This is a genomic window from Micromonospora sp. DT4 (assembly GCF_049841675.1).
Lineage (GTDB): Bacteria > Actinomycetota > Actinomycetes > Mycobacteriales > Micromonosporaceae > Micromonospora.
Genome location: NZ_JBNCKT010000140.1, coordinates 1 through 11,579, shown reverse-complemented (window position 1 = coordinate 11,579; position 11,579 = coordinate 1). Strand labels below are relative to the sequence as shown.

Annotated in this window: 12 protein-coding genes; 10 read left to right on the top strand and 2 right to left on the bottom strand. The window is 69.7% G+C overall.

Annotated elements, in window-relative coordinates:
- Positions 1–118: 118 nt before the first annotated feature.
- From ACLQ24_RS26120 to ACLQ24_RS26075, 10 genes are all read left to right on the top strand, one after another.
- Complete coding sequence (locus ACLQ24_RS26120) at positions 119–376, top strand: hypothetical protein (protein WP_425894351.1); 258 nt, start codon at positions 119–121, stop codon at positions 374–376.
- A gap of 262 nt (positions 377–638) precedes the next feature.
- Positions 639–1,283: a TetR/AcrR family transcriptional regulator gene (locus ACLQ24_RS26115; RefSeq protein WP_425894350.1), complete on the top strand. Its 645-nt coding sequence runs from the start codon at positions 639–641 to the stop codon at positions 1,281–1,283.
- A gap of 85 nt (positions 1,284–1,368) precedes the next feature.
- Complete coding sequence (gene clpB / locus ACLQ24_RS26110) at positions 1,369–3,960, top strand: ATP-dependent chaperone ClpB (RefSeq protein WP_425894349.1); 2,592 nt, start codon at positions 1,369–1,371, stop codon at positions 3,958–3,960.
- 110 nt (positions 3,961–4,070) lie between these two features.
- Positions 4,071–4,439: a hypothetical protein gene (locus ACLQ24_RS26105; RefSeq protein WP_425894348.1), complete on the top strand. Its 369-nt coding sequence runs from the start codon at positions 4,071–4,073 to the stop codon at positions 4,437–4,439.
- A gap of 144 nt (positions 4,440–4,583) precedes the next feature.
- Positions 4,584–5,162 carry a DUF4178 domain-containing protein gene (locus ACLQ24_RS26100; RefSeq protein ID WP_425894346.1) on the top strand — a complete coding sequence of 193 codons (579 nt, stop codon included), beginning with the start codon at positions 4,584–4,586 and terminating at the stop codon, positions 5,160–5,162.
- A gap of 89 nt (positions 5,163–5,251) precedes the next feature.
- Positions 5,252–6,118, top strand: coding sequence for a hypothetical protein (locus ACLQ24_RS26095; protein ID WP_425894345.1), 867 nt, complete (start codon positions 5,252–5,254; stop codon positions 6,116–6,118).
- Between the two features lie 72 nt (positions 6,119–6,190).
- Entirely contained in the window at positions 6,191–6,844 is a 654-nt protein-coding gene (locus ACLQ24_RS26090; protein ID WP_425894344.1) for a hypothetical protein, read from the top strand.
- Positions 6,845–6,853: 9 nt separating this feature from the next.
- Positions 6,854–7,663, top strand: coding sequence for an SDR family NAD(P)-dependent oxidoreductase (locus ACLQ24_RS26085; RefSeq protein WP_425894343.1), 810 nt, complete (start codon positions 6,854–6,856; stop codon positions 7,661–7,663).
- A 168-nt stretch (positions 7,664–7,831) separates the two neighbouring features.
- Positions 7,832–8,371 carry an orotate phosphoribosyltransferase gene (gene pyrE / locus ACLQ24_RS26080; RefSeq protein ID WP_425894342.1) on the top strand — a complete coding sequence of 180 codons (540 nt, stop codon included), beginning with the start codon at positions 7,832–7,834 and terminating at the stop codon, positions 8,369–8,371.
- A gap of 57 nt (positions 8,372–8,428) precedes the next feature.
- A complete protein-coding gene (locus tag ACLQ24_RS26075) occupies positions 8,429–8,806 on the top strand; it encodes an ArsR/SmtB family transcription factor (protein ID WP_007454255.1) in 378 nt (125 codons plus the stop codon).
- A 169-nt stretch (positions 8,807–8,975) separates the two neighbouring features.
- Here the strand turns inward: ACLQ24_RS26075 and ACLQ24_RS26070 are convergent, their stop codons facing one another.
- On the bottom strand, positions 8,976–9,791 hold the full coding sequence (locus ACLQ24_RS26070) for a DedA family protein (protein WP_425894341.1): 816 nt from the start codon (positions 9,789–9,791) through the stop codon (positions 8,976–8,978).
- A gap of 121 nt (positions 9,792–9,912) precedes the next feature.
- Positions 9,913–11,442 (bottom strand): LPXTG cell wall anchor domain-containing protein, encoded by a 1,530-nt coding sequence (locus ACLQ24_RS26065; RefSeq protein ID WP_425894340.1) that lies wholly within the window; start codon positions 11,440–11,442, stop codon positions 9,913–9,915.
- Between the last annotated feature and the right edge of the window lie 137 nt (positions 11,443–11,579).

The following is an 11,579-nucleotide window of genomic DNA, read 5'->3' as shown; positions in this document are numbered from 1 at the left end:
ATGCTCCGCGACAAAACGCCCTACCAGGCACGTCCCGCCGCCATCGCGGCTTGACAAAAACATAGGGACACCCCCCGCGAGGAGGACTGTCGCTCATGCGTGAACTGGTGCGCCACCGATGACCGGGCGCTACGTCATCCACCTGCCGATCTCCGCGCCGGATCTGGCTCGTGCCAAGATGCTGGGCCGGACGGCTGGCCGGTCGTTGGCCTTCCTGGCCCGGATCGACCTCGGCGGGATCACCGTCTCGACCGAGGACGACCAGGGCGTACGGCACTGGGTCTTCTGTGACCGGCGGATGGATGGTGGCCGGCGCTGCGTGCTCCGCGCCGACCATGAGACGCCCTGCACCGCGCGACTGCCCCGCCGGGCTTGATCACACGACTTCGCCGATGTGGGGGCATCCAGCGACCGGGACACCCCTACATCGGCGATTTCGTGTGGATCGAACTCGCTCGTCAGCGGAGGCTGGCGAAGAATTCGCGGATGTCGCCGACCAGCACGTCGGTCGCCTGGTGAGCGGCGTAGTGGCAACGGGTGCCCAGCGTCACCCGGTCGGACTCGTTTAGAACGGAATGCTTCGTTCTGTGATGAAGATAGCAGACCGGAATGATCCGTTCCAGTCTTAGTCTCGGGTCATGTCGACGACCTCCCCGAAGCCCCTGGCCGGCCGCCGTGCCCAGGCCGCCCGCAACGACGAGGTGATCCTCGAAGCCGCCCGCGCCGTCTTCCTCGACGATCCGAAGGCCCCGATCGCCGCCGTCGCGGACCGCGCCGGCGTCGGAATCAGCGCGCTCTACCGGCGGTACGCGGGCAAGGAGGCGCTGCTGCGTCAGCTCTGCCACGACGGGCTGCGCCGCTACATCGCCGTGGCCGAGGAGGCGCTCGCGGAGCCGGACGACTGGGCAGCCTTCGCCGGGTTCCTGGCTCGGGTGGTGGACGCCGACGTGCACTCGCTCACTGTCCACCTGGCCGGCACGTTCACGCCGACCGAGGAGATGGGCCGAGACGCCGTGCGTGCCGGTGAGCTGGCCGCAGCCCTCGTCGAGCGGGCACACGCCAGTGGGCGGCTGCGCCCCGACGTGGTCGTCCAGGATCTGGGGCTGGTGTTGGAGGCGTGCGCGGCGGTTCGCGTACCCGATGCGCAGCGGACACGCGAGCTGCGCCGCCGGCAGCTCGCGGTGCTGCTGGGCGGCCTGTCCACGGTGTCGGACGCGGGCGCACTGCCCGGCCCGCCCCCGGCGGCCGGGGAGTTCGACTGGCGGTGGCGTCGCCGGGAGTGACTGGCATCACAGGTTAAGGTTGAGTGGAATACGCTCAACTCTGGTTGTGTCCAACACGGTGGAGATCGCCGATCCGGGGGAGCCCATGAACACTGAGAGACTCACCACCAAGAGCCGCGAGACCATCACCGGCGCTGTCACCCTGGCCAACCAGCGTGGCCACGCGACAGTGGAGCCCTGGCACCTGCTGCTCTCCCTGCTCGACACCGACGGCTCGACCGCCGTCGGCCTGCTGCGCGCCGTCGGGGCCGACCCCGCCGAGCTGCGCCGGACCGCCGAGCGGGCGGTCGACGCCCTTCCGGCCGCGCGGGGCTCCAGCATCGCCGAGCCCACCCTGGCCCGCGAGTTCGTCAACGCCATCGGGGCCGCCGAGCAGATCGCCCGCCCCCTGGGCGACGAGTACACCTCCACCGAGCACCTGCTCGCCGGCCTGGCCCGCGTGGGCGGCGCGGTGTCGGCCGCGCTCAAGTCGGCCGGGGCCACCGAGGAGGCCCTGATCGCCGCCTTCCCGACCGTCCGGGGCGGAGACCGGCGGGTCACCACCGCCGACCCCGAGCAGACCTACCAGGCGCTCAGCAAGTACGGCGTCGACCTGACCGCCAGCGCCCGCGACGGCAAGATCGACCCAGTGATCGGCCGGGACTCGGAGATCCGCCGCGTCATCCAGGTGCTTTCCCGGCGTACGAAGAACAACCCCGTGCTGATCGGCGAGCCCGGCGTCGGCAAGACGGCCATCGTCGAGGGCCTCGCCCAGCGGATCGTGGCCGGCGACGTGCCCGAGTCGCTGCGGGACAAGAAGCTGGTCTCGCTGGATCTCGGCGCGATGGTCGCCGGCGCGCAGTACCGGGGCCAGTTCGAGGAGCGGCTGAAGTCCGTCCTGGAGGAGATCAAGAACTCCAACGGCCAGGTCATCACCTTCCTCGACGAGCTGCACACCGTCGTCGGCGCCGGCAAGGGCGAGGGCTCGATGGACGCCGGCAACATGCTCAAGCCGATGCTGGCCCGTGGTGAGCTGCGGATGGTGGGCGCCACCACGCTGGACGAGTACCGCGAGCACATCGAGAAGGACCCGGCGTTGGAGCGGCGCTTCCAGCCGGTGCTGGTCGGCGAGCCGACCATCGAGGACACGATCGGCATCCTGCGCGGGCTCAAGGAGCGCTACGAGGTGCACCACGGCGTACGGATCACCGACGCTGCCCTGGTCGCCGCCGCCACGCTCTCCGACCGTTACATCACCGACCGGTTCCTGCCGGACAAGGCGATCGACCTGGTCGACGAGTCCGCGTCCCGGCTGCGGATGGAGATCGACTCCCGACCGGTCGAGGTGGACGAGATCGAGCGGGCGGTGCGCCGGCTGGAGATCGAGGAGATGGCGCTGGCCAAGGAGCCCGACGCCGCCTCCGCCGAGCGGTTGGCGCGCCTGCGTCAGGAGCTGGCCGACAAGCGCGAGCAGCTCACCGTGCTCTCCGAGCGCTGGCAGACCGAGAAGAGCCACATCACCAAGCTCTCCACCGCCAAGGAGGAGTTGGAGCGCCTGGGCGGCGAGGCGGAGCGGGCCGAGCGGGACGGCGAGTTGGAGCGCGCCGCCGAGCTGCGTTACGGCCGCATCCCCGCCCTCAAGGTCGAGCTGACGCAGGCCGAGGAGGAGCTGGCCCAGCTCCAGGCCGACGGCGCGATGCTCAAGGAGGAGGTCGGCTCAGACGACATCGCCGCGGTCGTCGCCTCCTGGACGGGCATCCCGGCGGGCCGCCTGCTGGAGGGCGAGACGGCGAAGCTGCTGCGGATGGAGGAGTCGCTCGGCGGCCGGGTGGTCGGCCAGGCCGAGGCCGTGAGCGCGGTCTCCGACGCCGTACGCCGGGCCCGGGCCGGTGTGGCCGACCCGGACCGCCCGACGGGCAGCTTCCTCTTCCTCGGCCCGACCGGCGTCGGCAAGACGGAGCTGGCCAAGGCGCTCGCCGAGTTCCTGTTCGACGACGAGCGGGCCATGGTCCGCATCGACATGAGCGAGTACGGCGAGAAGCACTCCGTCGCCCGCCTCGTCGGTGCCCCGCCCGGCTACGTCGGTTACGAGGAGGGCGGCCAGCTCACCGAGGCCGTACGCCGCCGGCCGTACTCGGTGATCCTGCTGGACGAGGTGGAGAAGGCGCACCCGGATGTCTTCGACGTGCTGCTCCAGGTGCTCGACGACGGTCGGCTCACCGATGGTCAGGGCCGCACGGTGGACTTCCGCAACGCCATCCTGATCCTCACCTCCAACCTCGGATCGTCGGTGATCAGCGACCTGACGCTGGCCGAGGAGCAGCGCCGGGAGGGTGTCCTGGCCGTCGTCCGGTCGCACTTCAAGCCCGAGTTCCTCAACCGGCTCGACGACATCGTGGTGTTCGCCGCGCTGCGCGGGGACGATCTGCGCTCCATCGTGGACATCCAGCTCGACCGGATGCGACGCCGTCTGGCCGACCGGCGACTCGGCCTGGAGATCACCGAGGCGGCGCGGGGCTGGCTGGCCGAACACGGGTACGACCCGATCTACGGGGCCCGTCCGCTGCGTCGCCTGGTCCAGACGGCCATCGGCGACCAGTTGGCGAAGGCCCTGCTGTCCGGAACGATCCGGGACGGCAACACGGTGAAGGTCGACCTCAACCCGGACACCACCTCCCTGATGGTCACCCCCGCCTGAGTCCCGCGATCAAGAGGTTTGCGTCATCGGGACGTCTTCCCATGACGCAAACCTCTTGATCAACAGGGTGAGAGGCGTGCCGGTGGGGAAAGGGTTCTGGCATGTTCGGGATGAGTAGGTGGGAGCGGGACCTTCGTGCGGCGGCGGACGACCTGATGGCTGCCGACACGCTGGCCTTCGGTGGTGTGGGATTCGCCGGTGAGGTGCTGCCGGTGACCGAGGCGTACCGCCGCGTCGAGGCCGCACTCGACGACCACCCCGAGGAGGTACGCCGGCAACTCGACCGCCTGCTCGCCGAGGGCTCGCCCGCCGGCCGGGCGTACGCGGCGACGCTGCTGGAACGGACCGACCCGGCGGCCGCCCAGGCGGCCTGGACCTCGCTGCGCGACGATCCCACCGAGTTCACCACCTTCGTCGGTTGCGTCATGGGCCGCTCCACCCTCGGCGACTACGCCACCCAGCGACTCGCGGCGGCCTGACGATCGCCGCACACCTCTGCGGTGGCACCCGTCGGCCGTGTCCGGCGGCCCGTCGCGGGTAGTTGAGCTTTCGGTCACGACGCGACTCATTTCGGTGCGCCCGGTTGTTACCGTCTGCGCCGACGTACCTGGGGAGGTGGTCGGGTGGACGGGTCGCTGGCGTCCCTGGTGGGGGCCGTTGTCGTACTCATGACGGTCGTGCTCGTGGTCGTCGTGCGCGCCCGACGGCGGGCCGCGACCCGGCCCACCGACACCCCGCCGACCCGCCGGCTGGCACCGGGTGATCGCGTGCGGATCCGCCATCAGGAGTACGTCGTGAGCGGCACCATCCGACTGGTCGAGGGGGACTGGACCTGGGTGCAGCACCTCCTCGACGACGCCTCCGGCACACCGCACCGGCTCTCCGTGGAGGGTGACGGTGGTCCCGAACTGGAGTTGGTGCTCTGGACCGCCGAGCCCGGTGCGACAGTCACCCCCGGCGCCCCGGAAATCGACCTCGGCGGGCGGCGGTACACCTGGGCCGAGACCGGGCAGGCGCGCTACACCGCCATCGGGGAGACCGGCCTGCCGGCGGCGGGGACGATGCGTTACCACGACTACGAGTCGGGCGGGCGTGCCCGGCTCTCCTTCGAGGCGTACGGCGAAGAGGGTTGGCGGGTCGCGCGCGGTGACCTGCTCGACCCGGCCGACCTGGCGATCCGACCCGCCGACGACGCTCGCTGAACGACCCGACGGGCGCGCCGCTTTCGTCACGGCATGCCGGAGTGGCCGGTTGCCGATACGGTGTGGGCCCGCTCTAGGAAAGGAGAATCGTGGTCGACTCCCCGAGCACGCCGGCCCGCCAACGGCCCTCCACCGTGACGATTTCCAGCTACCTGCTCTACCTGTTCCTGGCGTGCCAGGTGATCAGTCTCATCATCACCCTCTCCACCATCGGTAAGACGCGAGACGTGCTCCGCGAGGCGTACGCGGGCAGTTCCGCCGACGGCGCCGAGCAGGTCGCGGACTTCTTCTTCGCCTTCGGCCTCGGCAGCGCCATCCTCGTGCTCCTGCTGGCGGTCGTGCTGGGCGTGCTGGCCATGTTCAACAACCAGGGCCGTAACGGCGCCCGGATCACCACCTGGATCGTCGGCGGCATCATGGTCTGCTGCACGGGTGGCACCCTGCTCAGCGGGGCGGCCGGCGGCTTCACCACCGGTGGGAACAGCAGCGGCGACACGCCGAGCCCTGACGAGATCCAGCGCCGCCTAGACGAGGCGCTGCCCTCCTGGATCACCCCGGTCAGCCTCCTGCTCGGCGTGATCAGCCTGCTGGCGCTGCTGGCGGCACTGATCCTGCTGGCCCTCCCCAAGTCCAACGAGTTCTTCCGCAAGCCAGCCGCGGCCTGGGAACCGCCGACCCCGGGCGCCAGCTACCCGGCCTACCCGCAGGCTTCCGGCCAGCCCGGCCAGCCCGGCCAGCCCGGCCAGCCCGGCTACCCGTCGACCCCCGGCCAGCCCGCCTACCCGCCGACCCCCGGTCAGCCGTCGAGCGGGGAACCGGCGGACCCGTCGACTCCCGGCCAGGCGTCCGCGCCGGAGCAGCGGACCACCCCGCCAGCGAACCCGTCCAGCTCGGACCGGCCGGACGACACGCCGCCGGCGGACCGCCCCGGCACGACCCCGCCGTCGACGAGTTGACCCACCGATAAGCACGACGCCGACGATCCCTCCGAGTAGGTTGCAACCCGACGCCTACCGGAGGGATCCGTCGTGTCGTACCCCGAATCGGCACCGCCCCGCCGGCCCGCCGTGGTCCTGCTGGCCACGGCCGTGCTGCTGCTGATGGCGGTCGGCGCGCTCGCGTACACCGTCGTCGACCTGACGGTGCTGGGTCGGACGGTGGACGCGTTCCGCGCCGCGGCCCGGGACACCTCGGCCAGCCCGCAGCAGATCGACGACGTCGTGGCCCTGCTGCGCGCGTCGGCGGCGCTGACCGCGGTGGTGGCCGCGCTGTCCGCGCCCGTGCTCGCCGGGCTGGCCCTCGGACTGTTGACGGGTCGACGTGGCGTGCGGATGGCCACCTGGGTGATCTGCGGGCTCGGCCTGCTGGCGGGCTGTTGCAGCGTGGCGGTGCTCGTCGGCGAACGTGCCGCGCCGCTGCGGCTGGGGGCGGACGAGCGGGCCACCGCCGAACTGCTGGGCCTGATCTCGGACGCGTACCCGTCCTGGTGGATCCCGCTCAATGCCGGGCTTTCGGTCGGGCAGGCCCTCGGTTACCTTGTGGTAGCCACGCTGCTGGCCCTGCCGGCGGCGAACGCCTGGTTCGGTCGACACCGTCACACGACACCCGCCGCGCCGTCCGTTCCACCCGCGTTTCCGCCCGCACCGCAGGCGCCGGCCGCGCCCCCGTACCCACCCAGGTGAGGACCGCCCGTGACGCTCGAATCCACGACTACCGAGCGGCGGGCCCTGGTCACCGGCGCCACCGCCGGTATCGGCGCGGCGTTCGCCCGACGCCTGGCGGCCGACGGCTGGCACCTGGTGCTGGTCGCCCGGGACGCGGATCGACTGGCCGGGATGGCTGCGGAGCTGAGCACCCGACACGGTCACGGCGTCCAGACGCTGCCGGCGGACCTGTCCACCGATGACGGCTGCGCCACTGTCGAGCAGCGGCTGGCGTCCGACAGTCCCGTTCACCTCCTGGTCAACAACGCCGGCATCAGCCTGAACAAACCGTTCCTGCGCTCCACAGCGGAGGACGAGGCACGCCTGCTGCGACTCAACGTGCACGCCGTCATGCGATTGACCCTGGCTGCGCTGCGCCCGATGACCGAACGGCGGGATGGGGCAGTGATAAATGTCTCTTCGGTTGCCGGGTTTGGCGCGGTGATGCCTGGCTCGACGTACTCGGCCAGCAAGGCGTGGGTCACCAATTTCAGCGAGTCCGTGGGGCAGTCGGCACGCCCTTTCGGGGTCCGGGTGATGGCACTCTGCCCCGGCTACACCCGCACCGAATTCCACGAACGGGCCGGCATCAACATGTCCAAGACGCCCGAGTGGATGTGGCTGCGAGCCGAGGACGTCGTCGACGAAGCCCTGCGTGACCTGCGCAAAGGCAAGTTGGTGAGCGTCCCGGCGTGGAAGTACAAGGTGGCCGTCGCCGGTTTGCGGCACGCGCCGCGCCGGCTGCTCGAGGTGGTCTCCCGCGACACCCGTGGCCGGATCGGTCGCGAGGAGCGCTGAGCCGACGGCGCCTTGTCGCGCCGCGAAGGCCACCATCGGACGTTGGCGCACCGCTCTGGTGCCGGTCGCGCAGCGTAGTCGAACATCGCCAGTCATCGGTGCCTCACTGGTCCGGTCCGGGAGGCCCGTCCACAAGGCGTTCAGAGTTGCGCAGTAACCTCTATCGCCATGGGGGACCACGACGACCTGCGCAAATTCATTACCGACCTGGCTGTGGTCCGCGGCCGGGTCGTGCTCTCATCGGGGCGCGAGGCAGACTGGTACGTCGATTTGCGACGTGTCACGCTCCATCACCGTGCCGCTCCGTTGGTCGGTCGGGCGCTGCTCGACCTCACCGCCGACTGGGAGTACGACGCGGTCGGTGGCCTCACCCTGGGCGCGGACCCTGTCGCGCTCTCGATGCTGCACGCCGCCGCTCCGACCGGCCGTGCCCTGGACGCCTTCGTGGTGCGCAAGGCGGGCAAGGCCCACGGTCTACAGCGACGGATCGAGGGACCGGAGGTGGCCGGCCGCCGGGTGTTGGCGGTCGAAGATACGTCCACAACGGGCGGAAGTGTGTTGACCGCCGTCGAGGCGCTCCGCGAGGCCGGAGCCGAAGTCGTGGGCGTGGCGGTTATTGTTGATCGAGGCGCCGGCGACGCAGTGCGAGCCGCCGGATTGCCGTACCGGGCGGCCTATACGTTGGCTGACCTCGGCCTTGTGGCGTAAAAGTTTACCGATTCGGATCTGCTGATATGCAGGCGGATCGATGCTGCTGGTGGAAGGATGGAATACGTGGGAACTGCGTTGGCCGAAATGACTATGCCTCAGATCTCGCCGCTTGCCGGTGAGCCGATCGAACGTGCCGATGCCGAGCGTCTCGCGGGGGTCCTCAAGGCCCTTGCGGATCCCGCTCGGTTGCGGCTGCTCAGCCTGATCCAGTCGGCCCCCGAGGGCGAGGCGTGCGTCTGTGACCTGACCGCGCCGCTCGGCCTCTCTCAGCCGACGGTCAGTCACCACCTGCGTATCCTCACCGAGGCCGGCTTGCTGGAGCGGGAGAAGCGCGGTGTCTGGGCGTACTACCGGCTGGTCCCGAGCGCGATCGCGACGATCGCCGACCTGCTGACCCCGCCGCGTAAGCGGGCCACCAAGAAGGCTCGCTGACGCAGGCGCTGCGCACCGTCCCGTTCCGGGACGGTGTCCGGTGGCGAACCAGGGGTGGCGCCATCGGTAGCTGATACCTGCTCGTCCTCGGCCGCACCGCCGAAGGTCGGGTCCGACATGCCGACGGCCGGCCCCCTGATCAGGGGGCCGGCCGTCGTCGTACCTCGGATCAGCGCTCCTGGCCGTGCCCACGCCGGTCGTGCGGGTGCTCGTCGTGGTCGAACTTCTCGCGTACCGCGTCGACCGCGCCCGCGGCGCTGGCCGCCGCGACGACCGCGACCGCCTCGCCGCGCTTGCGGGCCCGCCGGTCACGAAGGAACTCGAAGAGAATCGGCAGCACCGAGATCGCGATGATCAGGGCGACCACCGGCAGGATGTAGCGGTCGATCTTGTCGCCGATGGCCTGGTAGATCCGATCGGCCAGCAGGTAGCCGATCAGCAGGATGCCGTCCACCCAGAGCGCCCCGCCGACGATGTTCCACAGCAGGAACTGCCGAGCCGGCATGCCCAGCGCCCCGGCGACCGGGTTGAGGAACGTCCGCACGATCGGGATGAAGCGCGCCAGCACGACGGCCTTGGCCGGGCCGAACTTCTGGAAGTAGTACTCGGCCTTCTCGACGTACTCCTTCTTGAAGAGCCGCGAATTGGGCCGTTCGAACATCCGCCGCCCGTACCGCGCGCCGAGCCAGTGCCCCAACTGCGCGCCGATGATCGCGCAGATCGGCCCCCCGATCAGCAGACCGGCCAGCGAGAGCCGGGTGCCGTCGCCGAAGATGGCGTCCGCCACCGGCGAGGCGGCCACACCGGCGAGGAACAGCAGTGAGTCGCCGGGGAAGAAGAAGCCCACCAGCAGGCCGGTCTCGGCGAAGAGGATCACCCAGACGCCGACCAGCCCGAAGGTCTGCAACAGCTCCTTGGGATCGAGCGGGTTCAGGGCGACGCTCTCCGTGAGAGCGCGGGTCTTCTCAGCTGTGTCCACGGCCACAAAGGGTACCGAAGCCTGGTGCCCCGGCCGCGCCGGACCGGTGCTCACCACCCGCTGGCCGGATACGACGGTGCCCCGCCGACCAGCGTGGTCGGCGGGGCACCCGTAATGCTGGGATGGATCAGGCGACGAAGCGGGTCCGGCGGCGCTTGGTCACCAGGTAGCCGCCGACGCCCGCGGCGAGCAGCAGCGCGCCAAGGCCGGCGATCAGGCCGGTCGACTGACCGGTGATCGGCAGCGAGCCACCGTCACCGCCACCCTGGCCACCGTTGTTGCCGCCGCCAGTGGTGGTCGGGTTGATCACGATCTTGGCGGTGTCATTGCTCTTGTTCGGGTCACCGGCCAGCTTGGCCGTGACGGCACCCGAGGCGTTCGGAACGACCTTGTCGATGCGGACGCTGAACTCGTACCAGTTCTCAAAACCCTTGGGGCTCTCGGTGATCTGGCAGCCGTACTCCTTTGCGCCCGGCTCACCCCAGTTGCCGTTCCACTGATCCCACTCCTCGTCCGAGGTGTAGGGCTGGCATTCGCTGGAGACCTCTACCGCCGTGGTGCCTTCGGGAATCTTGACCCGGAACGCCGGACGCCCCTGGTACTCGAGCAGGGCAGGGCCGAGGTTCGTTACGGACGTCCGCACCTGGACCACATCACCCTTTTTGCCGCTGGCCGTCGCCCCCTTGACGCCGAGATCAGCCGGGTTATCGCCAGTCACCTTCACCGAGATCTCGGTGTAGTTGTTCATCTGGTCCGGATCGGTCTGCTTCGCCAGCGACTTAGCCTCGGGTTGCTCCACGAGGCGCAGCTTCTCGCCCGCGCCCGGCTCGCCATCCCGTGGCCAGTCGCTGCTGACGATCTCCCAATCGTCCTTGGTCCACCAGACGCCCGTCGTCAGCAGATCGGCGTTGGTCCGGAGGTCCTTGTCGAGTTGGAAAGGCAGCTTGTTGGAGAGCCGGTAGCTCTTGCCTGGCTTCAACTCCTCGTCGAAGGTGCAGAGCGCCCCCGAACTGTCGATCAGTTGGCAGTTCGAGTAGTGGCCCACGTAGCTGACGAGGTAGTCGCCGTTCACCAGGAGTACCGCGCCCTGGCTGACCGTCTCGCTGCCGTTGCGAACCGTCGTCGGCATGTTCACTTCGGTGCCGGGCGCGCCGCTGACGCTGGCCTCTGGAACGGTCTGAAGGTCGACGCTTTCGGCGACGGTGACGGTGGAAGTCCCCTTGACCGTCTTTCCGCCGGAGGTCATCGCGAGCTTTAGCTGACCCGTCTGACCCGGCGTGGCGTTGGGCTTGCCGTAGACCTGGATGCCGAGCCAAGGCGTGTCGTCCTCGGCGAAATCGGTCTCGCAGTGCACGACCTGGCCCGAGGTCTCGCACGCCCAGTCCCAGCCCTCACCTGGCATCTCAAGCGTGGCGAAGTCGTAAATGCCAGAGAAGTCGAAGTCGAGCGTGGTGTGGCCGAACTGGTGTGGCTTGTCGAAGTCAGTCGGCTCGGTGTAGATGTACGCGAAGCCGCCGTGGTCCGGCGTGGTCAGGATGTCTTGAGCAACGATCCTGAAAGGGTCGCCCTCGGCGAGGGCCGGACTGGCGGAGGCGGCGACGAACGCGCCTGCGACGCCCAGTCCGGCGAGCCAGCGCCGGGTGGAGTGCGTGAGCATGAGGGGGATTCCTCCAGTAGGGGGATTCAGGTGCAGCCTGCGGATCTTAAGGAATCGCTAAGGGCCCGTGCGAGATTTACTTGGTCGATTTCAGGTTGGATGTCTTGTTCAGTGGGATTTCCGGGGTCGGTCCAGGG